Source organism: Deinococcus proteolyticus MRP (genome assembly GCF_000190555.1).
Lineage (GTDB): Bacteria > Deinococcota > Deinococci > Deinococcales > Deinococcaceae > Deinococcus > Deinococcus proteolyticus.
Genome location: NC_015161.1, coordinates 1,505,501 through 1,526,564 on the forward strand (window position 1 = coordinate 1,505,501; position 21,064 = coordinate 1,526,564).

The window sequence follows — 21,064 nt, forward strand, 5'->3', positions numbered from 1 at the left end:
GTTCTCCTGTTATTTTTGCTGCTCCGCTGCCCAATGCAGCACGGCTGCACTCAGGAACTCGGCGAGGCCCGCACGCACACGGTTGTAATTCTTGGCGAAGCGTTCGTCACTAAGCCACAACTGCGCCAAATCCGCCATCATGCTGGGGCTGGGGTCGTAAAACCAACGGGCGAAATAGTCGCGCTGCGCTTGTGCCAAAGCTAAGGCTTCGGGGCTGTCAGGCAAGTGCCCAGCGTCCATCAGGGCCACTGCGCGGGCGTTGATAGCGTCCCCTTCGGCCTTAATTTGTTCCCACTCGGCTTTCCCATAACGGGCGGTGCGCTCTGAGCTTTGGCGGTAAGCGTCCGTCTGTCCCCAGCGCTGCTGGGTCTCGGCCTCGTAGTCGGCAGGATTGAAATCCTGGAAGATCTGGCGGATAGCGTCTGCACTGTTCATGTCTTCTCCTCTCAGGAGGCGCGAAATGGCCTGCAATTGCCGCTTGGTCTCGGCCAATTGGGTGTTCAGAGCCACCGCCTGAGCGGAAAGCAGTTGCTTGCGTACCGTTTCATCAGCTTCCAGCACTTCCGCTATACGCGCCAAAGGCAACCCCAGTTCACGGTAGGCCAAAATCTCCCACAGCCGCGCGAGGTCATGGTTTTGATACAGGCGGTAGCCGCTTTCGGTGCGGTCAATGGGCGACAGCAACCCAATTTGGTCGTAGTGGTGCAGGGTACGCACACTGACGCGGGTCAGCGTGGACACTTCGCCCACTGTCCAGAACGTCTGTTGCTCGCTGGTCATCTCGTTTCACCTCCTTGAAAGAGAGGCTAGAGGCTGACGCAGCGTGAGGGTCAAGACTTCTTTCCGTAGTGCTCGCGCACGTACTTTTCCAGCAGTTCCTGAAACTCTTCAGCAATGCGCGGCCCCTTGAGGGTGGTCAGCAGCTGGCCGTCCTGATACACCGGGGCGCGGGGGTCTTCGCCGGTGCCGGGCAGGGAAATCCCGATGTGTGCGTGCTTGCTCTCGCCAGGACCGTTCACCACGCAGCCCATCACGGCCACCTGCATCTCCTCCACGCCGGGATACTGCCCCTTCCACTCGGGCATCTGGTCGCGGATATAGTCCTGAATCTTCTGGGCCAGGCTCTGAAAAAAGGTCGAGGTGGTGCGCCCGCAGCCGGGGCAGGAGGTCACTTGCGGCAAAAACTGGCGCAGGCCCAGGCTCTGCAGAATCTGCTGGGCCACTTCCACTTCCAGCTTGCGGCTGGCGCCCGGCTCCGGCGTCAGGCTCACGCGGATGGTGTCCCCGATGCCTTCGGTCAGCAGCGGCGCAAGGGCCACCGAGGTCGCCACCATGCCCTTCATGCCCATGCCCGCTTCGGTCAGACCCAGGTGCAGCGGATAGTCGCACTGTGCGGCCAGGCGGCGGTACACCGCCCACAGCTCGGGGGCACTGCTCACCTTGACCGAGATGATGATCTTGTCGTGCGCCAGCCCCAGCTGCTCCGCGTAGGCTGCCGATTCCAGCGCCGAAACCACCATCGCCTCAATAGTCACGTCGGTGGGCGAGCGGGGGTTTCCCCGGGCGGCATTTTCGTCCATCAGCCGCGCCAGCACCTGCTGGTCCAGCGACCCCCAGTTCACCCCGATACGCACCGGCTTGCCGTACTCCTTGGCCACTTCAATCATGGTGGCGAAGTTGGCGTCATGGCGCTGGCCGGCGCCCACATTGCCGGGGTTGATGCGGTACTTGGCGAGCAGCCGGGCAGCCTCCGGATACTCGCGCAGCAGCTTGTGGCCGTTGTAGTGAAAGTCGCCCACAATCGGCACGCTGATGCCCAGGTCCGAGAGCCGCGCCACGATTTCGGGCAGGGCAGCGGCGGCCTCGCCGTTGTTCACCGTGACGCGCACCAGCTCGGAACCGGCACGCACCAGCTGCGCCACTTGCATGGCGGTGGCCTCGGCGTCGGCGGTGTGGGTGTTGGTCATGCTCTGCACCACGATGGGGTGGTCCGAGCCCATCCTGACCCCGCCTACGTCCACACTCACCGTGCGGCGGCGTGGGATGGCAGCGAAAGCAGGCAGCGTGGTGGATTCCACGCCGTCCATGTCCAGTTGGGGCAGCGACTCGAAACTCATGTGCTCAGTGTACGGCGTCCGCTCAGGCCTCTTCGGAAACCTCCACCCACTCCCAGCGCGGCAAGCCTTCGCAGAGGATTTCCACCATCACCGATTCGGAAGCGATGAACAGGTGGCGGTAGCGCGGGCGCGAGCGCTCCAGCTCAGCCTGTGCGGAGTTATTACGCTCTACCATATCGTCAAATTCGGCTTGTTGCTCTGGCGTGGGCGGCTCCTCGCCAGTCCAGAAGTAGACGGCTCTGTGGCGCTTTTCCACCGCGGCGTACCGGCCACCACCGCTGAACGTATCGGTGTCACGGTGATATTCCAGCACCGTCGGCGCATAGGGTGGGAAGGTGTCGGTGTTGTCGTTTTCGCGCAGAATTTCGGCCACCCAGGGGTCGGGTTCGTTCACGACTTCGTAGAGTCCGTTCGCCTCCACCCCCTGCTTGAACGGATGAAACGTGCCGAACGGTCCGGCATAGAACTCGTCGTAGGTTTGTAGGAAAAAGATGCGCTCGGAGTGGTGCAGGGTCACGCCACCCTCATCCAGGCCCCCATCCACATATTCCCAGCGGCTTTCCCAGGTGAGCCGCAGCATCCGCGCTGGCCCGCTCTCACCTGTGCCGCAGGCAGCGTATTTGGCTTCCAACTGCGCCGTATCCGCGAAATATTCGCCTTCAACCTCAATGACCAGTGCAGGTTCACTGCCCAGCCGCTGCTCCACTCGCGTGACATAAGGCATAAACAGGTGCCCTGCCGCCGCCACCAAGCCCTCGTCCGGCCAAGCGGCCCACTGGTACTGCGAAAAGCGTTCGCGTCTGCCCATGCCCCAGCCTAACGAAAAAAGAGGCGCTCCTCGTCTGAATAGGAGCGCCTCCTGCCTGCTGTTACCTGCTTTCAGCCGCGTGCCTGCACCAGCTCCGCCGCTGTCACCGTGTTCGCCATCAGCTGCGCCACGGTCAGCAGGCCCACGCCGCCCGGCACCGGGGTCAGGCCGCCGGCGACCTGCACCACATCCGGGTGAACGTCGCCCACGATTTTGCCCTTGCCGCCCACCTCTATGCGGTTGATACCTACATCAATCACGGTGGCGCCCGGCTTCACTATGTCGGGAGTCAGGAACTGCGGGCGGCCCACGGCGACCACCAGAATGTCGGCCTCGCGGGTCACGGCGCCCAGGTCGGCCGTGCGGCTGTGGGCGATGGTCACGGTGGCGTCGCGGCCCAGCAGCATGGCCGCCATCGGCCGGCCCACGATTTCGCTGCGGCCCACCACTGCGGCGCGCTGGCCTGCCACCGGAATACCGTAAAAGTCCAGCAGTTCCAGAATCCCGGCAGGGGTGCAGGGATTCAGCCGGGCATGGCCGGCCCACATCTGCGCCACGTTGAACGGGTGAAAGCCGTCCACGTCCTTGGCGGGGTCCACCGCCAGCAGCACCGGTTCCTCGGCAATGTGGGCGGGCAGCGGCAGCTGCACCAGAATGCCACTGACTGCCGGGTCGGCGTTCAGCCGGGCCAGCAGGGCCAGTAGCTCGGCCTGGGTGGTGGTTTCGGGGAGGGCGTGGACCTCGCTGTCAATCCCCACCTCGCGCGCCTTCTTGTCCTTGGAGCGCACATAGCTCACGCTGGCCGGGTCGTCGCCCACCCGCACCAGCGCCAGCCGGGGCACCTGGGCCAGGACGCGGACCCGCCCGGCCACACGGGCCAGCAGAGCGTCGGCCACGGGAGCGCCTGGCAGCAGCCGGGCCGTCATGGCTGGACCTCCCGGTCCCCTACCTTCAAGTGCCATTTCAGGCCGAGCAGGCAGCCCACAGCCTAGTCCTGCTCGGCCTGGCTGGCAGAATCGGGGGCCGTGTCAGAAGTACTGGCGACGGTGGACCCACCCACGTCCGCACCCGCAGAGGGCAGCGGCTGACCTTCCAGCGAACGGCTCAGCGTGCCCAGCACACCGTTCACGAAGCGGCCCGAATCCTCGCCGCCGAACTTGCGTGCGATTCGTACGGCGCTCTCAATCACAGGCGGGTGCGGCTCGGGGGTGAACATCATCTCGAAGGCGGCCAGCCGCAGCACGTTCAGGTCCGTCTGCGCCATCTGCTCGAAGGACCAGCCCCGGATAGTGCGCTGCAGCGCCGCCTGCACCTCGTCCCAGTGCATGTCCAGCCCCTCGGCCAGCGACCGGGCGAAGGCAATAGCGTCCGGGGTCAGTGGGGTCAGGGTTTCGTCGCCCTCGTGCATCTGGGCTGCCGTCCGCATAAACACCTGCTCCAGCGGCAGCTCACCGCGCTCGGACTCGAACAGGGCACGGAAAGCGAACTCACGGGCGGCACGGCGGCTGCCCGTAGGGGCCGCGCTGCGTTCACGGCGGCGGGTCAAGAGCCGGCTCCCGGCTGGGAGCGTTTCCCCGCAGAGGAAGACGCGGCGGGCAGGGAGACACCCAGCACCGATACGTTCACGGCGTCCACCTGGCACCCGCACATCAGTTCCAGGTTCTCGGCCACCGAGCGCTGAGTGCGGGCGGCCAGGTCCACCAGATTCTGGCCGTAATCCACATTCAGTCCCAGGTCCACAGCGACGCTGTGGCCGCTTTGGGTCAGGCGCAGGGCGCGGGGCAGCCGGGCCGTTTCACTCTCCTTGAGAACCTCGCCCACCGGGCTGGGGGCGGGAGCGATGCAGACGCCGTCAATGTCCTCCACGGCAGCCATGACAATGTCACGCATCACGTTTTTGTTGATGTTCAGTTCCATACGGCCCCATCTTAGTGCCTTCCAGCCTGCAGCCGGCTTTCCGGAGAACGGCCGTGTCCCCAACTGCCTCAGGCTCCGGACAGGCAGCGAAGAATATTTCAGCCCGGCGCACTGAATATTTACCCAGTTTTCACAATGGTGTATTGTGACCGGGTCAGTGAATTTACCAGTGTGTTCAGTGTCTCGCGTTCCGCCTCTCCCGGCAGGGTTCCTGCGTGGGTGGGGCTCTGCAAGTATCTCCATGCATGGGAAGCAGTACGCAGTGTACGGCGGGAAGCCGCAATGTCATGAGTTATGCTGCAGCGCAAGAACACGAGCGGTCACTGAAACGAGCCTGCCTGCAGGCAGCTCCAGCTCAGCAAGCACCCTTTTTCTATTTTCCGCCTGGCAGGCTGCGTCCGCAGCTGTCCTCCCCCACCTGGCCGGCCACCTCCCTGGCCCCTCCCCCCTCTAGGAGCTGAAATGTTCAACTTGATTGTCAAGCGGCTGCTTCAGATCCCGGTCATCATGCTGGTGCTGTCCATGCTGGTGCTGGGACTGACCATGCTGCTGACACCCGCGCAGCGCGCCGCCGGTTACGTGAAAAACGAGCAGCAAGCCGCCCGCATCGATGAAATCATCCGCGAGCGTGGCCTCGACCAGCCGTTCCTCACCCAGTACTGGACCTGGCTCCAAAGCACCCTCCAGGGCGACCTGGGTTTTTCCAAGTCGGTCGGTGAGCCGGTGCTAACCGCCATCATGACCCGCTTGCCCAATACCATTGAGCTGACGCTGTTCGCCTTTATTCCCATCATTTTGCTGGGCATCTGGCTGGGCACCCTCTCGGCCCTGAGAAAAGACGGCCTGGTGGATCAGATCATCCGCGTGCTGGTCGTTATCGCTTTCTCGGTGCCCAGCTTCGTTTTGGGTATCGTGCTGCTGGCGGTCTTTTACGGCTACCTGGGCATGGCCCCCGGCCCCGGCCAGATCACGGTGGAGAACCGCCTGCTGCTGGACCAACTGATTGCCAGCGGAGAGTTTCAGAAGTACACCCGCATGCTGAGCATCGACGCCATGCTGAACGGCCAGTGGCGTATCGCCCGCGACGTGCTGGCCCACCTGGTGCTGCCGGTCACCACCCTGTCGCTGGTCATCACGGCCACCATCGTGAAGCTGATGCGTACCAGCATGCTGGAATCGCTGACCAGCGATTTCGTGCGGACCGCCCGTTCCAAGGGCCTGAGCGAGCGCGTGGTGAACAACAAGCACGCCCGCCGCAACGCCCTGATTCCGATTATCAACTCGGGCGGCTTCATCCTGCTGAGCCTGCTGACGGGTTCCATGATTACCGAGTCCATTTTCGCCTACCCCGGTATCGGCCGCTGGCTGCTGACGGCCGCGCAGCAGCTGGATATTCCTTCCGTGCTGGGCTACACCCTGTTCGTGGCCCTGCTGGTGGTGGTCATCCGCACCCTGATCGATATCGGCTTCGCTGTCGTTGACCCCCGCGTGAGGTATGACTGATGACCACTGCTCTTCCCCAAGACATTGCCACCCTCAAGAAAAAGTCGCGCTTCCAGGAACTCTGGCAGGGCAAGCCGATGCGCAAGCTGCGCCGCAACAAGCTGGCTGTGATCGGCCTGATCATTACCCTGCTGTTCGGGCTGATTGCTCTGTTCGCCCCCCTGATTGCACCGCCCAAGTTCAACTGTGCCCGTGACCTGGGCATGACCGAGGAAAGCCAGATCTACAACCCGGCCAGCCCGGTGATGTGGAAGGCCATGCTGGCCCCGCCCCGGACCTGCTACCAGACGCAGCGCATCAGCTTTGCACAGGCGCCGCAGCCCCCCAGTGCCAAGGCTCCCTTCGGCACCGTGAACGGCTACAACATCTTCCACGGCATGATCTGGGGCACCCGGCTGGTGTTCAAGCTGGCCTTTATCATCGTGGGCATCAACGTGATTCTGGGGATTATCGTCGGCGCAATTTCCGGCTTCTTCGGTGGCTGGGTGGACAACCTGATTCAGCGCTTTATCGACGTGATCTTCTCGTTGCCCGACCTGGTGCTGACCATCGTGATTCTGACTATTCTGCGTGCTCAGAACCCTGGTGGTGATCCCACCATTCCGATCATCATCGCTTATGTCATCACCGGCTGGGCAGGTTACTCCACCTACGTCCGTGCCGACGTGCTCAAGACCCGCCGGCTGGAATATGTGGACGCCGCACGCGCCCTGGGCGGCAGCGACGCCCGACTGATCTTCAAGCATGTGGTGCCCAACTCGGTGGCCACCCTGCTGACGCTGGCGGTCATGAGCCTGGCCACGGTGCCGCTGGGCATTGCCGCGCTGTCGTTCCTGGGCCTGGGCTACCCGGTGGGCTACACCGAGTGGGGTCAGATGATCAACTTCGCCCGCCCCTGGCTCAAGCCCGAATTCTGGTACGTGCTGATCTATCCGGCCGCGTTTATCGTGCTGTTCAGCCTGGCGGTCAACCTGTTCGGTGACGCCCTGCGCGACGCCTTCGACCCGCGTACCCGCTAAGCCACCCTTCACACAAGCAGCACGGGAATTTTCTCCCGTGCTTTTTTCATGCCGTCATGGTGCCTGTCACAGCAGTCAGGCCTGGTGACCCTACAGCTGCCGGGCCCACTGTCCCAGCTGCCAGCGGCCTAGCGCATAGGCCAGGGCCGCCAGTCCGGCCAACCCCAGCGCCAGCTGCGGCCAGGGCAAGGCGGCGCAGGCCAGCAGCCAGGGCACAGCCGGCGCCGCCGAGAGGCTGAATGCGGCGGCCAACAGCTGCGCCCGCCGCTGCCGGCCCCCAGCAACCTGTGCTAGTCCCCGCCGCAGTTGCCAGCCGCTGAACAGGAACATCAGGGTGGCCAGCGCTGAGCCGGTGCCCAGCAGCGCCCAGGCAATTTCAGGGCGTTCCAGGGCGAGCGGCTGCAGCCACAGCCCCAGCAACCCCAGCAGCACGCCCAGAGCAGCCGTCAGCCCAAAGGCGGCAGCGTAGGCCTGCTGCACGCCGCCGGCCAGTTGCGCTGGGGTCTCCGCGTCCAGGGCACAGGTCAGTGCCTCCAGCCGGGTCCGCAGAAAGTGGGAGTCAGGAAGCATCGGTCGTGACCGGCTCGGTCATAGGCAGCTGCGTCACCGCCTGCCCATTCACTTCCAGTGCTGCGTCCTGCGGCAGGTCCAGCCGCAATCGGCACAGGGCCAGGCCACCTGCCTCCAGACCGGTCTGTCCCACGGCACGGCCCGCCGAGACCACTTCACTGCCGACCTCTGTTCCGGCAGGCACCCGCAGCCGGCCCAGCCCGTAGCGGGCCCGGCCCCGCGCTTCCAGTCGGGCCATGATTTCCTGCCCCACATAGCAGCCTTTGCGGTAGCTGATGGCAGGCAAGGGGCCGCCGGTGTCCAGCCCCACCTCCTGCGGCAGGTGCCCCAAGAATCCGTCCAGAGCAGGCTCGGGGAGGCCGGCGGCCACCCGTGCGGTTTGCAGCTCGGCCCAGGAGCGCTCGTTCAGGGGCAAGGCGGTGTGCAGTGCCGCCATCACTGCTTCCTCCTGCGCGGCCAGGTAGTGCAGGTCCAGGCCCAGCTGACCGCTGCGGTTCACGGCCCCGAGTAGGACCGCTGCGCCGCCCATTTGGACGGTCCAGGCAGCACCGGCCGCCGCCGCCACCTGGGGCCAGCCCTCTGTCACGCCTGCAGGCCACTCTCCCCACAGGTGCAGGGTCCGCAGGTCGGCGCTCAGGTCCTGAATCTCCACCTGGTCGAAAATGACGTAGCGGCGTAGACGCTCGGCCAGCGCCGGGGCCTGCCCGGCGTCCAGATGCAGGTAGATGTCGTCAGCGCGGCGGTAGATGCGGGCAAAGTGCTCTATCTGCCCACGTACATTCAGAAAGCAGGCCGCCACGTAGCCGGGCGTAGGGCAACCACGCAGGTCGTTGGTCATCTGTCCCTGCACGAAGTCGAGGCGGTCTGCCCCAGTCACGCGCAGCGCACCCGAAGGCACCAGGGTAAAAAAAGTGCTCATGGCCTCAGCCTAGAGTATGGGCGCCCGCAGCATGGCAGCGGAGGCGCCACCTTCAGCCGGCCAGCACTGCCGCAGCGTGGCGGCGCAGCTGGGCCTCACGGGTGAGGTGCCAGCGCATCAGTTCGGCGACCGACTCACGGATAATCGCCTCGGCGTGCGGAAGTGCGGAGCGGCGCCATTCCAGATTGCGTGCCACGATGCTGTTCAGGTCGTCCAGGTTGTACAGGTACGCCCCCGGCAGCTTGGCAATGTCGGGCGCCAGGATACGCGGCATGCTGATATCAAAGAAGAACAGGGGCCGGCCCGCCCGCCGCTGCAGTGCCTGCGCTGCGTCTTCACCCTGCACGACCCAGTGGGGCGCCGCTGCCGAAGCGATCACCACATCGGCCTGCGGCAGGGCACGCTGCAACTCCTGATAGGGGCAAGTGCGCCCGCCCCAGCGGTCGGCCAGCGAACGGGCCCGCTCCTCGGTGCGGTTGACCACCAGCACGTCGGAAACACCGGCGGCCTTGAGGTGCGTCATGGTCAGCTCGGCGGTCTCGCCAGCGCCCAGAATCAGGGCGGTGCGGCCCTGCAGGTCACCCAGCACCTCGCGGGCCAGTTCCACGGCGGCGCTCGACACGCTCACCACCCGGTCGCTTAGACCGGTTTCGCTGCGTACCCGTTTGCCGGTGGCCAGCGCCCCCTGCACAATCTTGTTCAGCAAGGTGCCGGTGGTGCCGTAGCCGGCTGCCTCGGCCAGTGCCCGCTTTACCTGGCCCTGAATCTGGGTTTCACCCACCATCAGGCTGTCCAGGCCAGCCACCACCCGGTACAGGTGGTGAACGGCGTCGCGCTCCCGGTAAGCGTAGAGGTGCTCTCCGAACTCGCCCCGGAAAGCGCGGTTAAAGGCGGCCTCCAGCGAACCATGCACACCGGCCAGATACACCTCGGTACGGTTACAGGTCGCCACCACCATCACCTCGTCGGCATAGTCGCGTAGCGTGCCATACAGCACGGACGCCCCCTGTACCGGCACCGCCGCCTGCTCCCGCACCGACACCGGGGCAGTCTGGTGGTTCAGGCCCACCACAGCGAAGTCGAGGGTGCGTGGCTGGTTGGGTGCAGCGTCCAGCAGGGACTGGGCCGTGGGACAGGTCAGAATCAAAAGGAGGGTCCTCCGGAAAAGGCAGATGGGGCGGGACCATGCTGACCGGCCAGGAGGCACAGGCGCCAGCGCGGAACAGAAAAAGCGGGGGCCAGAGCACCGGCCTTTTCAAACAGCCCTCAGCATACTCCAGTGGCCGGGGGCGGCCGTCCCGTACTGACCGTTCGGACAGCGACCCAGACGCACTCTTTTGTTTCCGGCCGGTCAGCCAAGCGGTCTGCAGTGTGCAGCGCCCTTCTGTGGCGGCCCTGCCAGCCCGCGCAAAGTTGCCAGTATTCCGTCCAGCGAAGGGGTCTGGGCCGGCACCACCCGGATAAACCCGGCGGCACGGGCCGCTGCCGCTGTCTGTTGGCCCATCGCCAGCAGAGGAAGCGCTGGCCCCAGCTGCTCGGCCAACCCACGGGCCACCACGCCCGACGCCACCACCACCCAGTCGGCCTGCCGTAGGTCACGCCGGGCCTGGGGCGGGTAACGGACTGCACAGGAACGGTACAGCTCCAGTCGCCGGTACGCGGCGCCGCGCCCTTCCAGGCCACGCTGGAGCTGGTCGCGGCTGTCCTCGCCAGTCGCATGCAGCACCGTGTCCCCCAGCCCGACTGGCAACTCCGCCGCCAGGGTCCGGGCGTCGGCCTGGGTGGGGAGAAAGTCGGCCGGTCGGCCCCAAGCGGCGAGCGGCCGGGCTGTGCCCTCCCCTACTGCGGCCACCCGCAGCCCGGCCAGCGCCGATGGCCCGAGGCCCTGTTCGGCCAGCCCCGCCGTCAGGCTCCGTACCCCCTGCGGACTGGTCAGCACCAGCCAGCTGTAGCTGCCCAGCGCACGCAGCTCCTGTGCCTGACCGGTCGGCTCGAAAGTCAGCCCCGGCCATAGAGACACCTGCCAGCCGGTCTGCTGCGCCCGTGCGGCAAGTTGCTCGCCGCCGGTCCCGGTCAGGGTCACCACGACCCGGCCCACTGGCAAGACGGTGCTCTGTTGCGGCCCTTGCGCCTGCATAGACTTCAGAGTAAATCACCCCCCCTCTCACGGCCAGCTGGGCGCTGTCCCGCTATAGTGAATGTCCAAATCTCTGGGGCCCGCGTCACCGTGCGGGTCGCAGCAGCGGCGAAGTTCCCACCCGGACGCGAGGGAACTTCGGCACCGAAAGGAGCGTCTCTATGCATAAAGTAGCCATTGTGGGCCGGCCCAACGTGGGCAAGTCCAGTCTGTTCAACCGCCTGATTGGCCGCCGTGAAGCGGTCGTGGCGGATTTTCCTGGCGTCACCCGCGACGCCAAAGAAGAAATCATGCTCTACCACAACCACCGCATCACGCTGGTGGACACCGGCGGCCTGTGGAGCGGTGACGAGTGGGAAGCCGTCATCCGCGAAAAAGCCGAATGGGCCCTGGAAGGTGCCGACGCGGTCATCTTCGTGCTGGACCCCCGCGACGGTCTGAGTGCGGCCGACTATGAGGTGGCCGACTGGCTGCGCCGGCTGGGTAGGCCCGTGGTCGTGGTCGCCAACAAGATAGATTCGCCCAAGCACGAGCCTTACCTGGCCGAGTTGTGGGCGCTGGGGTTCGGGGAGCCGGTCGCCATCAGCGCCGAGCACGCCCGTGGGCTGGACGACCTGATGGACCGCATCATGGAGCATCTGCCCGCAGACGAGGGCGACGTTTCCGAGGTGGCCCCCATCCGGATCTCGCTGATCGGACGGCCCAATGTGGGCAAGTCCAGCCTGCTGAACGCCATCACCCAGTCGGACCGCGCCATCGTGGCCGATGTGCCGGGCACCACTCGCGACAGCCTGGATGTGGAGTGGGACTACGGCGGCCAGCGGTTCGTGCTGGTGGATACGGCCGGTATCCGCAAGAAGCCGGACACCGCCATCGAGGACTACGCCATTCAGCGCAGCCAGGCTGCCATTGAGCGCAGTGACCTGATTTGGCTTGTCCTCAACGCGGACGACCTGGGCGACCATGAACTCAAGCTGGCGAACCTCGCTTATGACAGTGGCAAACCCGTCATCGTGGTGGTCAACAAGTGGGACCTGGTGCCCGACGAGGACCTCAAGCGTGCCGAGAAGGAGCTGGACCAGAAGCTGTTCCACATTGCTTACGCTCCCCGCGTGTACACCAGCGCCATCAACGACTACGGCATCCACGACATGCTGGCCGAGGCGATGAAGCTGTACGACAAGTGGCAGTCGCGCGTTCCCACCGCCGAGCTGAACCGCTGGCTGGAAATCTGGCAGATGAAGCACGCCGTCCCCAACTTCGGGGGCCGCCCACTCAAGATGTATTTCATGACGCAGGTGGAAACCGCGCCCCCCACCTTCGCCATCTTCTGCAACCGGGCCGACTACGTGACCCGTTCCTACGAAGGCTTTATCCAAAACCGTATCCGAGATGACCTGGACCTGGCCGGCATCCCGGTGCGGCTGAAGTGGAAGGAAAAGGGCCCCTACAAGAAGGGACGTAAGGGCCAGCAGGCAGACGAGTAGGACAGAACAGCACAAAGGGGGCCGGAGAGAGCAGCATTTCTCCGGCCCCCTTTTCGCTGTAGGCTCTAGCGGCCGAAGTAAGCCCGAACTTCAGGCTGGAAAGCGCCGTACAGCAGGGCAAGACCGATCAGCGGCCCAAAAGGCAGATTCAGCAGCGAGAACACGCCTATCAGGATGGACATGATCCAGGCCCACCCCTTCCCCTCTTTGACACCTTCGCGTACAAAGTACAGCAGCAGGGTCAGCGCCATCAGAATAAAAAAAGTGGTCCACAGGGTGCTTTGAAGGAGGGCCGGGGACAGCTCCAGATTCTCCACGCCCAGTTGCGGCAAAGTGCGTTGCAACTGGGCAATCAGCTGCTCCTGAGCGAACGGCAGGGTCAGCAGGCCGATACCGTTGCTGACCAGCTCAAGCAGCAGAGGTAGGGTCATCCATTTCAGCTGGGGCGGCACCGGACGGGCGGGGGTGGCAGTCTTCTCACGGGTCATTCTGCCCATTTTACGCACTCTGGTGGCTGCGCCGAGGCGGACATGCAGGCAGGACCGTGGGCCAGCATGGCAGCCTCAAGGAAAAAGGCCGCTCCCTAGACGGGAAAGCGGCCTTTTCAGGGCGGGGCAGCCTTACTTCTTCATCAGTTCCTGCGCCAGGTTGTTGGGCACCTGGCTGTAGTGGTCAAAGAACATGGAGTAGTTGGCGCGGCCCTGGGTCATGGAACGCATGTCGGTGGCGTAACCGAACATCTCGCTCAGAGGCACGAAGGCCTTGACCAGCTGGGCGTTGCCGCGGGCTTCCATGCCCTGCACCTGACCGCGGCGGCTGTTCAGGTCGCCGATGATGTCGCCCATGTACTCTTCGGGCACGGTCACTTCCACGCGCATCACGGGTTCCAAGATGGCGGGAGCGCCCTTCTGGACGGCTTCCTTCAGGGCCATGGAGCCGGCGATCTTGAACGCCATTTCCGAGGAGTCCACTTCGTGGTACGAGCCGTCGTACAGGGTGACCTTGAGGTCCACCACCGGGAAGCCCAGCATGGGGCCGCTCTGCATGGCTTCTTCGATACCCTTCTGCGCAGGAGCGATGTACTCCTTGGGCACGGTACCGCCGACCACGGCGTTCTCGAACACGAAGCCTTCACCGGGCTGCAGGGGCTCGGCCTTAATTTTCACGTGACCGTACTGACCACGGCCACCCGACTGACGGGCGAACTTGGAGTCCACGTCTACCAGCTTGGTGATGGTCTCGCGGTAGGCCACCTGCGGCGCACCCACGTTGGCTTCCACCTTGAACTCGCGCTTGAGGCGGTCCACCAGAATTTCCAGGTGCAATTCGCCCATGCCGGCGATGGTGGTCTGACCACTCTCGGGGTCGGTTTCCACGCGGAAGGTGGGGTCTTCCTCGGCCAGCTTGCTCAGGCCCAGGCCCATCTTCTCCTGGTCGGCCTTGGTCTTGGGTTCAATCGCCAGCTTGATCACGGCCTCAGGCACGTCGATGCTTTCCAGCAAGACTTCCTCGTCACCGTCACCAATCAGGGTGTTGCCGGTACCCGAGTCCTTCAGACCAATCACGGCACCCAGCTCGCCGGCCTTGAGCACATCCACTTCTTCGCGGCTGTTGGCGTGCATCTTCAGCAGACGGCCCACGCGCTCGCGCTTGCCCTTGGAAGCGTTGTAGATGTAGCTGCCCGAGGTCATGGTGCCCGAGTACACGCGCACGAAGGTCAGGCGGCCCACGTAGGGGTCGGCCATGATCTTGAACGCCAGCGCGGCCAGTTGGCCTTCGGGGTCAGCGGGGAAGGTGCGGGTTTCGGGATCTTCACTGGTGTCGTCGGCCAGCACACCCTTAATGGCGGGCACTTCCAGGGGGTTGGGCAGGAAGTCGACCACGGCGTCCAGCAGCAGCTGCACACCTTTGTTCTTCAGCGAGCTGCCGCACAGCACGGGGAAGATGAGTTTCTCGACGGTGCCCTTGCGCAGCGCGGCCACCAGCTGCTCTTCGCTGGGTTCCTCGCCCGACAGGTACATGTCCATGATGGACTCGTCCACTTCGGCCGCAGCTTCGACCAGCTGGTCACGCATTTCGGCCACCTTGTCGGCGTACTCGGCCGGCACGTCTTCCTCGCGGATGTCGGTGCCCAGGTCGTTGGTATAGAAGTAGGCGCGGCGGCGAATCACATCAATAATGCCCTGGAACTCGCTCTCAGCACCGATGGGGTACTGCACAGGAGCCGGAATGGCGCCCAGACGCTCTTTGATGTCGTTAATCACCAGCTCAAAGCTGGCGCCGGTCTTGTCCATCTTGTTGGCGAACGCGATGCGGGGCACGCCGTAACGGTCGGCCTGACGCCACACGGTTTCACTCTGAGGCTCCACACCCTGCGAGGCGTCGAACACGGCCACCGCACCGTCCAGCACGCGCATGGAACGCTCCACCTCGATGGTGAAGTCCACGTGTCCAGGGGTATCGATGATGTTGATGGTGTAGACGTCGTCGGTGCCCGAGCGGGTCCACTGGGCGGTGGTAGCGGCAGCGGTGATGGTGATTCCGCGCTCGCGCTCCTGTTCCATCCAGTCCATCTGAGAAGCGCCCTCGTGGGTTTCACCAATCTGGTGAATGCGTCCGGTGTAGTACAGGATGCGCTCGGTGGTGGTGGTCTTGCCGGCGTCGATGTGCGCGGCAATTCCGATGTTGCGGAAGTTCTGCAGGTAGTTCTGGGCTTTGGTGGTCATAGACTCCCTCATCTTGGCAGCCCTGCGTGAGCAATCTGTCACGCGCTGCACGTTGAAGTAATGGACGTTCCTAGAAAGAGGCGAAGGGGTCAGGGCCCTGCAGGGCCGACTTCCCTCGCCTCACTGTAGGGAATTACCAGCGGTAGTGAGCGTAGGCGCGGTTGGCTTCAGCCATGCGCTCCACGTCGTCTTTCTTCTTCATGGCGCCGCCACGGCCCTCGGCAGCGTCCATGATTTCGCCGGCGAGCCGCTCAATGGCGGTGCGCTCGGGGCGGCTGTTGGCGGCGTTGACCATCCAGCGCAGGGTCAGGCTCTGCTGACGGCGGGGGTTCTTGTCGAACTCCACAGGCACCTGGTAGGTGCTGCCACCCACACGGCGGCTGCGTACTTCGACGCGGGGCTTGATGTTCTCATAGGCTTCACGGAAGACCTTCAGGGGCTCCTGGCCAGTGCGCTCCTGAATCAGGCGGCAGGCTCCGTAAAAGATACGGCTGGCCAGGTTCTTTTTACCGTCCTGCATCAGGCGGTTGATCATGGCGCTCACCAGCACGTCCTGGTAAACCAGGTCGGGCTGCAGTTGGCGCACTTCTGCTCTACGGCGACGAGACATTGAATGTTCCTCCTTAGGAAATGGGGCGGGGAAACTGGGCTGGGATCAGGCCGAGCCGGTTCGGCGGCCACACAGCCGAGGCCCAGGCATCACGCGAGCGGCGCGGCCTGGGCAGATTCCCGAATTACTTGGCAGCCGCTTTGGGCTTCTTGGTGCCGTACTTACTGCGGGCCTGGTTGCGGTCTTTTACGCCCTGGGTATCCAGCGCACCGCGCACGATGTGGTAACGCACACCGGGAAGGTCCTTGACACGTCCGCCGCGAATCAGCACCACGGAGTGCTCCTGCAGGTTGTGGCCTTCACCAGGGATGTAGGCGGTCACTTCGTAGCCGCTGCTCAGGCGCACACGGGCAATCTTACGCATGGCCGAGTTGGGCTTCTTGGGGGTGGTGGTCTTCACCACGGTGCACACGCCACGGCGGAAGGGGCTTCCCTTCAGGGCAGGCACTTTGGTCTTCTTGGCAACGGTCTTACGACCCTTACGGACAAGCTGCTGTACAGTTGGCAGGTCAATCACTCCTATCTGGGGCTGGAAATATGCCTTCACCCTCGCGAGTGGGGCCGGTGGCCCTCTCTTCCCTGTCAGCATCCAGGTGAGCGGTGTGGCTGCCGAAACCGTGGACAGAGCAACCCGTCTGCTCCAGGTTCAACCGAAGCAGTTTAGCGCCACTCAGCCGGGTGAATCAAGACGTGGCGCCCAGAGTAGGGCCCGGCGGCGCGGGTCAGGTGCCGGGGCAGCGGTCCGACTCCTGCCCCGGCACCGCAGCCGTCAAGCCGAGCGGCGCTGACCCGAATACTGCAGCTGCTGAAGCCGCGAGTAGTAACCGCCCTGTTCCAGCAGTTCGCGGTGGCTGCCCTGCTCCACAATGCGGCCCCGGCGCATCACCACGATGCGGTCACAGCCTTCGATGGTGCTCAAGCGGTGCGCAATGATGATGGAGGTGCGGCCCTGCATCACCCGTTCCAGCGCGGCCTGAATCCTGAGCTCGGTTTCGGTATCTACGTTGGCGGTCGCTTCGTCCAGCACCAGAATGATGTCGGGATTCTGCAGCAGTGCCCGGGCAAAGGCCAGCAGCTGCTTCTGGCCGGTGCTGAGGCCGGCGCCGCGTTCACGCACCTCGGTTTGGTAGCCCTGCGGCAAGCTCATCACGTAGTCGTGGACACCCACGTAGCGGCAGGCTTCCTCAATCTGTGCCTGAGTCACGTCCGGGTTACCCAGCGACAGATTGGAAGCGATGGTCCCCGCAAACAGGAAGACGTCTTGCAGGACCACGCCCACATGCCGGCGCAGGTCGTGCTGCTTCAGGTCGCGCACGTCGTGTCCGTCCACCTTGACCGCTCCGCGCTGCACGTCGTAGAAGCGGCTGACCAGAGCAGTCACACTGGTTTTGCCGGCGCCGGTCGCTCCCACCAGCGCCACACTCTCACCGGGCCGGATGTGCAGGTCCACACCACGCAAAATCCAGCGGGGGTCGTCGTCCGGGGTGTCGGCCGTGACATCCGGGTCATAGGCGAACCAGACGTTCTCCAGGTCTACCCGGCCTTCCAGCTGGCCCAGCGTGATGGCGTCCGGGCGGTCGGTGATTTCCTCCTCCTCGTCCAGCACCTCGAAAATACGTTCGCTGGAGGCCATCGCCGCCTGCAAGTTGTTGAACACGTCGGCCAGGTCCTGAATCGGCTGGAACAGCTGCTGCGTGAACTGCACAAAAGCGAAGATGGTGCCCACCGTGACCCCGGCCACCACGCCAGCGGCCTGGTCCTGCAACAGAAAACGGGCCGCAAAGTACACCACCAGCGCCACTGCAAGTTGTCCAAGCAGCGCGACCGTCGGCATGAACAGCGAGAACCACTGCACCGAGTTGACATGGGCGGCCAGCAGGCTGCGGTTGGCATGGTCGAAGTCCAGCGCCGAGCGGGCCTCGCGCCCGAACAGCTGCACCGTCATGGCTCCGGAAATATTCTCGTTCAGCTGGGTGTTCACCACGGCCTGCTCCAGCCGGGTGCGGCGAAACGCTTCACGCATCTTGCCCCGAAAAAAGTTGGTGGCCCAGTACATCAGCGGCAGCACCGTAAAGCTGATCAGGCTCAGCCGCCAGTCCACCCGCAGCATGATCCAGACATAGGTGACAATCAGAAACACCGAGTTGATCAGGCTGACCAGCCCGCCGGTGATGAACTGGTTGATGGCGTCCACATCGCTGGTCACGCGGGTAATCAGGCGGCCCACCGGGTTGCGGTCAAAGTAGGACAGCTGCAGCCTTTGCAGCTTGCCGAACACGTCGGCGCGGATATCGCGCAGCACGTTCTGTCCCAGATAGCCGATAGCAACGGTAGAGGCGTACTGCACGGCGAAATCCAGCAAGCGCAGGCCCATGTAGCCGAGTGCCACCGTCAGCAGGCCCTGGTAAAGCGCCTCCGCATCCAGGCTCCGGTCATGCTCGAAGGGCACCAGATAGGCGTCGATGGCATGCTTCTGAATCAGGGCGAACTGCGGCTGAATCAGCGAATGCACCAGCGTGAGCACCACCGCGCCCACGGCCAGCGCACCGTAAGGCCGGACGTAGCGCAGAATGCGGCGGACCAGCTCGAAGTCCAGGTCCTGGGTCTCCGGCTTCAGCTTTTCGGGACGGGTCATGCGGTTCCTCCTGCGGAAGTGAGGGCCGGCGCTGGGGCAGGGTCCTCGTCCTCACGCTCTACATCGCTGCTCAGGCTCTGCAAGCGGTCCAGCTCGGCATAGTGACCGCCCAGCGCCAGCAGCTCCTCGTGGCTGCCCCGCTCGACCAGCCGGCCCTCGTCCAGCACGGCAATGGTGTCGGCGTGGCGCAGCGTGCTGACGCGGTGGGCAATCAGAATGATGGTGCGGTCCCGGCTGACCTCGCGCAGCCCCTCGATGATGCGCCGCTCGGTTTCGGTATCTACCGCACTCAGGCTGTCGTCCAGAATCAGCACGCGTGGCTCACGGGCGATGGCCCGGGCAATCGCGGTGCGCTGCCGCTGACCACCACTGAGCGTCACACCGCGTTCGCCCAGCAAGGTGCCGTAACCCTCCGGGAAGTGTTCCACGTCGCCGCTCAGCCCAGCCAGCTCGGCGGCACGCTGCACGCGGCCTTCCTCGGGCCGCTGCGGAATCAGCGGTGGGGCGGGCACGTCAAGCACGCTGACTCCGGTGGGGATGGTAGGCAGGTCCTCGCGTTCCAGCCCAAAAGTGATGTTGTTGGCCAGCGTGTCGCTGAACAGGAACGGTTCTTGCGGCACCACACCCACCGCGTCCCGCAGTTGCCGGGTAGGGATGGCCCGCAGGTCGCGGCCGTCCAGCTCTACTCGGCCCTCGCTGGGGTCCACCAGCCGTGTCAGCAGGTTCGCCAGGCTGGTCTTACCGCTGCCGGTAGGCCCGGTGATGCCCAGAAACGTCCCTGCAGGAACGTGCAGGTTGATGTCCTGCAGCACCTCAGTGTCCCCGTAGCGCAGGGTGACGCCTTTCAGGTCCACCGCGCCCGCGACCGGCGCAGGCGCAGCTGCTTCAGCGGGTACGCGGGCCACCTCTGGGCGGGCATCGAACAGCTCCACCAATCGCCGCCACGAGGCCAGCCCCCGCTGGGTGACGGAGGTGATCCACCCGGCCATCAGCATCGGCCAGGCCAGGCGGTCCAGCGTGCCCACGAACTGCACGAACATGCCCACCGTGAAGTCGCCGTTTCCCTGCAAAATCTGCCGCCCACCTACCAGCAGCACCAGCCCGAAAGCCAGCCCCAGCAGCAGCGTGGCAAAGGACCGCAGCGGACCGTCCACCTTGGTCAGAGCGATATTGCGGCGCAGCAACTCCAGGTTCAGAGCACGGTAACTTTCCAGCTCGCGCTCCTCCATCGCATAGCCCTTCACCACCCGCGCCCCGCTGAAGTTCTCCTGGGCCTTGGCGGCAATCAGGCTGTTTTGCTCCTGCACATGGGTATGCCGGGCATGAATCATACGGGCCAGCACGTACAGCGCCCCCACGATGACCGGCAGCACACCCACCACCACCAGAGTCAGCTGCCAGCTCAGGGAGAACATCACTGCCAGGCTGGCAGTGAAGGAGGCCGCGATATTCACGATCTGCCAAGCGCCGAATCCCAGCAGCTCACGCACCGACCCCAGGTCGCCGGTCAGGCGGTTCATCAGGTCGCCCGTGCGTGAACGGTCAAAGTAGGCCTTGTCCAGCGTCTGAAGGTGAGCGAACAGGTCACGGCGAACCTCATACTCAATCTCGCGAGAGGCCACGATAATTTGCCGGCGCATGATCAGCATCAGCGCCCCCGATACCAGTGCCGAGAGCACGATGTCCAGGGCGTACCAGCCAATCTGCCCGAGGGTAATCCCGGCCAGGGCACCCGCCTGTACCCGTGCATTCAGCCCATCGATGATCAGGCGGATAAAGTAAAAGGGCAGCAGTGCCGCTGCATTGGAAACGGTCACCGCAAGGATTCCAATCAGGTACTGACGGCGGTGCCGGTAAAGATAAGCCCATAGTGTGCTGAGATTTCGGTCCATCCATGCTCCCTTGCCGGGCCGCCAGTGCGGCCACGAGGTTTTCGTGCTGTTGTCGCCTGCCTCTGTGCTTGCCCAAAGGTCCATCCGGCGCAGGCTCAAGTGGCTTAGTCTAGTCCTTGTATCCCATCACGTCCGTGCCTTTGCCCGCACACTTGCAGGCCCGCCCCCATGCAGCCCCGGGGTCCTGACTTCATCCGGCGCAAGCTTGGCTAGGCCAGCAACAGTGCCACCGCTCTGAATGTGTACCGGCAACAGCAAACCGCCGCCCTGAACCATGAGTGTTGACACGGCCTGGTACCGGTGTTACTATCTCCATCCGGAAGTGAGCGAGGCCCACGAAAAGGGAAAAGGCGCTTCCGACCTGGGAAACCACTCGGTTCCAGACCGGGTTGCTAGGTTGATAATGGGAACGCCACCCTAGCTCAACTGGTAGAGCACCCGACTTGTAATCGGAAGGTTGGGAGTTCGATTCTCCTGGGTGGCTCCACACAAAACCAGAGCCGAACAACATAGCGCGATTGGGTAGGTGGCCGAGTGGTTAAAGGCGACAGACTGTAAATCTGTTCTCGTAAGAGTACGGCGGTTCGAATCCGCCCCTGCCCACCACCACACTCAGAGGTGTATTTCGCTCCTGTAGCTCAGAGGTAGAGCACTCCCTTGGTAAGGGAGAGGTCGTCGGTTCAATTCCGACCAGGAGCTCCAGACCGTGACTTGCCCTAGAAAG

The 21,064-nt window shown here is 64.2% G+C and carries 19 protein-coding genes and 3 tRNA genes; 6 read left to right on the forward strand and 16 right to left on the reverse strand.

Annotation, left to right across the window (positions count from 1 at the left end):
• Positions 1-9: 9 nt before the first annotated feature.
• From DEIPR_RS07165 to DEIPR_RS07190, 6 genes are all read right to left on the reverse strand, one after another.
• Positions 10-780, reverse strand: a complete 771-nt coding sequence (locus DEIPR_RS07165; RefSeq protein ID WP_013615170.1) for a MerR family transcriptional regulator — start codon at positions 778-780, stop codon at positions 10-12.
• Between the two features lie 50 nt (positions 781-830).
• Entirely contained in the window at positions 831-2,117 is a 1,287-nt protein-coding gene (ispG, locus tag DEIPR_RS07170; RefSeq protein ID WP_013615171.1) for a flavodoxin-dependent (E)-4-hydroxy-3-methylbut-2-enyl-diphosphate synthase, read from the reverse strand.
• Between the two features lie 22 nt (positions 2,118-2,139).
• On the reverse strand, positions 2,140-2,925 hold the full coding sequence (locus DEIPR_RS07175; RefSeq protein WP_013615172.1) for a hypothetical protein: 786 nt from the start codon (positions 2,923-2,925) through the stop codon (positions 2,140-2,142).
• A 71-nt stretch (positions 2,926-2,996) separates the two neighbouring features.
• Entirely contained in the window at positions 2,997-3,851 is an 855-nt protein-coding gene (locus DEIPR_RS07180) for a bifunctional 5,10-methylenetetrahydrofolate dehydrogenase/5,10-methenyltetrahydrofolate cyclohydrolase (RefSeq protein WP_013615173.1), read from the reverse strand.
• Between the two features lie 62 nt (positions 3,852-3,913).
• Entirely contained in the window at positions 3,914-4,471 is a 558-nt protein-coding gene (nusB, locus tag DEIPR_RS07185; protein ID WP_013615174.1) for a transcription antitermination factor NusB, read from the reverse strand.
• Positions 4,468-4,842, reverse strand: coding sequence for an Asp23/Gls24 family envelope stress response protein (locus DEIPR_RS07190; RefSeq protein ID WP_013615175.1), 375 nt, complete (start codon positions 4,840-4,842; stop codon positions 4,468-4,470). Before DEIPR_RS07190 ends, nusB begins: the two co-directional genes overlap by 4 nt.
• Before the next feature lie 462 nt (positions 4,843-5,304).
• Between DEIPR_RS07190 and DEIPR_RS07195 the strand changes: the two genes are divergently transcribed.
• Complete coding sequence (locus DEIPR_RS07195) at positions 5,305-6,345, forward strand: ABC transporter permease (protein WP_013615176.1); 1,041 nt, start codon at positions 5,305-5,307, stop codon at positions 6,343-6,345.
• Complete coding sequence (locus DEIPR_RS07200; protein WP_013615177.1) at positions 6,345-7,364, forward strand: ABC transporter permease; 1,020 nt, start codon at positions 6,345-6,347, stop codon at positions 7,362-7,364. The genes DEIPR_RS07195 and DEIPR_RS07200 overlap by 1 nt, the downstream gene beginning before the upstream one ends.
• Positions 7,365-7,454: 90 nt before the next feature.
• Here the strand turns inward: DEIPR_RS07200 and DEIPR_RS07205 are convergent, their stop codons facing one another.
• The 4 genes from DEIPR_RS07205 to DEIPR_RS07220 form a co-directional block, all read right to left on the reverse strand.
• The gene (locus DEIPR_RS07205) at positions 7,455-7,934 is read right to left on the reverse strand and encodes a hypothetical protein (RefSeq protein WP_013615178.1); all 480 of its coding nucleotides are present in this window, start codon (positions 7,932-7,934) and stop codon (positions 7,455-7,457) included.
• Positions 7,924-8,853, reverse strand: a complete 930-nt coding sequence (gene ygfZ / locus DEIPR_RS07210; RefSeq protein WP_013615179.1) for a CAF17-like 4Fe-4S cluster assembly/insertion protein YgfZ — start codon at positions 8,851-8,853, stop codon at positions 7,924-7,926. Before ygfZ ends, DEIPR_RS07205 begins: the two co-directional genes overlap by 11 nt.
• Before the next feature lie 52 nt (positions 8,854-8,905).
• Positions 8,906-10,000, reverse strand: a complete 1,095-nt coding sequence (gene hemA, locus DEIPR_RS07215; protein ID WP_013615180.1) for a glutamyl-tRNA reductase — start codon at positions 9,998-10,000, stop codon at positions 8,906-8,908.
• Positions 10,001-10,204: 204 nt separating this feature from the next.
• Positions 10,205-10,990: a uroporphyrinogen-III synthase gene (locus tag DEIPR_RS07220; protein ID WP_013615181.1), complete on the reverse strand. Its 786-nt coding sequence runs from the start codon at positions 10,988-10,990 to the stop codon at positions 10,205-10,207.
• A gap of 161 nt (positions 10,991-11,151) precedes the next feature.
• Between DEIPR_RS07220 and der the strand changes: the two genes are divergently transcribed.
• Complete coding sequence (gene der / locus DEIPR_RS07225; protein ID WP_013615182.1) at positions 11,152-12,477, forward strand: ribosome biogenesis GTPase Der; 1,326 nt, start codon at positions 11,152-11,154, stop codon at positions 12,475-12,477.
• Between the two features lie 65 nt (positions 12,478-12,542).
• Here der and DEIPR_RS07230 read toward each other — a convergent pair whose 3' ends face one another.
• The 6 genes from DEIPR_RS07230 to DEIPR_RS07255 all read right to left on the reverse strand — a co-directional run bounded on the left by DEIPR_RS07230 (position 12,543) and on the right by DEIPR_RS07255 (position 20,340).
• Positions 12,543-12,965 carry a hypothetical protein gene (locus DEIPR_RS07230; protein WP_049775102.1) on the reverse strand — a complete coding sequence of 141 codons (423 nt, stop codon included), beginning with the start codon at positions 12,963-12,965 and terminating at the stop codon, positions 12,543-12,545.
• Between the two features lie 132 nt (positions 12,966-13,097).
• Positions 13,098-15,203 (reverse strand): elongation factor G, encoded by a 2,106-nt coding sequence (fusA, locus tag DEIPR_RS07235; protein WP_013615184.1) that lies wholly within the window; start codon positions 15,201-15,203, stop codon positions 13,098-13,100.
• 133 nt (positions 15,204-15,336) lie between these two features.
• Positions 15,337-15,813, reverse strand: a complete 477-nt coding sequence (gene rpsG, locus DEIPR_RS07240; RefSeq protein ID WP_013615185.1) for a 30S ribosomal protein S7 — start codon at positions 15,811-15,813, stop codon at positions 15,337-15,339.
• Between the two features lie 124 nt (positions 15,814-15,937).
• Entirely contained in the window at positions 15,938-16,321 is a 384-nt protein-coding gene (gene rpsL / locus DEIPR_RS07245; protein ID WP_041222713.1) for a 30S ribosomal protein S12, read from the reverse strand.
• A 261-nt stretch (positions 16,322-16,582) separates the two neighbouring features.
• On the reverse strand, positions 16,583-18,448 hold the full coding sequence (locus DEIPR_RS07250; protein ID WP_013615187.1) for an ABC transporter ATP-binding protein: 1,866 nt from the start codon (positions 18,446-18,448) through the stop codon (positions 16,583-16,585).
• Entirely contained in the window at positions 18,445-20,340 is a 1,896-nt protein-coding gene (locus DEIPR_RS07255) for an ABC transporter ATP-binding protein (RefSeq protein WP_013615188.1), read from the reverse strand. The genes DEIPR_RS07250 and DEIPR_RS07255 overlap by 4 nt, the downstream gene beginning before the upstream one ends.
• A gap of 411 nt (positions 20,341-20,751) precedes the next feature.
• Between DEIPR_RS07255 and DEIPR_RS07260 the strand changes: the two genes are divergently transcribed.
• The 3 genes from DEIPR_RS07260 to DEIPR_RS07270 all read left to right on the forward strand — a co-directional run bounded on the left by DEIPR_RS07260 (position 20,752) and on the right by DEIPR_RS07270 (position 21,042).
• A tRNA-Thr gene (locus DEIPR_RS07260) sits at positions 20,752-20,827 on the forward strand.
• A gap of 33 nt (positions 20,828-20,860) precedes the next feature.
• Positions 20,861-20,946 (forward strand) — tRNA-Tyr (locus DEIPR_RS07265).
• Positions 20,947-20,967: 21 nt separating this feature from the next.
• Positions 20,968-21,042, forward strand: a tRNA-Thr gene (locus DEIPR_RS07270).
• The last annotated feature ends 22 nt before the right edge of the window (positions 21,043-21,064 follow it).

What these genes read in the sequence shown, in the direction of transcription:
- DEIPR_RS07195 (WP_013615176.1), top strand. Translation starts at nt 5,305, where the DNA reads ATGTTCAACTTGATTGTCAAGCGGCTGCTTCAGATCCCGGTCATCATG.
- DEIPR_RS07205 (WP_013615178.1), bottom strand. Translation starts at nt 7,934, where the DNA reads ATGCTTCCTGACTCCCACTTTCTGCGGACCCGGCTGGAGGCACTGACC.
- DEIPR_RS07165 (WP_013615170.1), bottom strand. Translation starts at nt 780, where the DNA reads ATGACCAGCGAGCAACAGACGTTCTGGACAGTGGGCGAAGTGTCCACG.
- DEIPR_RS07250 (WP_013615187.1), bottom strand. Translation starts at nt 18,448, where the DNA reads ATGACCCGTCCCGAAAAGCTGAAGCCGGAGACCCAGGACCTGGACTTC.
- DEIPR_RS07200 (WP_013615177.1), top strand. Translation starts at nt 6,345, where the DNA reads ATGACCACTGCTCTTCCCCAAGACATTGCCACCCTCAAGAAAAAGTCG.
- der (WP_013615182.1), top strand. Translation starts at nt 11,152, where the DNA reads ATGCATAAAGTAGCCATTGTGGGCCGGCCCAACGTGGGCAAGTCCAGT.
- DEIPR_RS07255 (WP_013615188.1), bottom strand. Translation starts at nt 20,340, where the DNA reads ATGGACCGAAATCTCAGCACACTATGGGCTTATCTTTACCGGCACCGC.
- rpsG (WP_013615185.1), bottom strand. Translation starts at nt 15,813, where the DNA reads ATGTCTCGTCGCCGTAGAGCAGAAGTGCGCCAACTGCAGCCCGACCTG.
- DEIPR_RS07180 (WP_013615173.1), bottom strand. Translation starts at nt 3,851, where the DNA reads ATGACGGCCCGGCTGCTGCCAGGCGCTCCCGTGGCCGACGCTCTGCTG.
- DEIPR_RS07230 (WP_049775102.1), bottom strand. Translation starts at nt 12,965, where the DNA reads ATGACCCGTGAGAAGACTGCCACCCCCGCCCGTCCGGTGCCGCCCCAG.
- DEIPR_RS07190 (WP_013615175.1), bottom strand. Translation starts at nt 4,842, where the DNA reads ATGGAACTGAACATCAACAAAAACGTGATGCGTGACATTGTCATGGCT.
- DEIPR_RS07175 (WP_013615172.1), bottom strand. Translation starts at nt 2,925, where the DNA reads ATGGGCAGACGCGAACGCTTTTCGCAGTACCAGTGGGCCGCTTGGCCG.
- ygfZ (WP_013615179.1), bottom strand. Translation starts at nt 8,853, where the DNA reads ATGAGCACTTTTTTTACCCTGGTGCCTTCGGGTGCGCTGCGCGTGACT.
- ispG (WP_013615171.1), bottom strand. Translation starts at nt 2,117, where the DNA reads ATGAGTTTCGAGTCGCTGCCCCAACTGGACATGGACGGCGTGGAATCC.
- fusA (WP_013615184.1), bottom strand. Translation starts at nt 15,203, where the DNA reads ATGACCACCAAAGCCCAGAACTACCTGCAGAACTTCCGCAACATCGGA.
- DEIPR_RS07220 (WP_013615181.1), bottom strand. Translation starts at nt 10,990, where the DNA reads ATGCAGGCGCAAGGGCCGCAACAGAGCACCGTCTTGCCAGTGGGCCGG.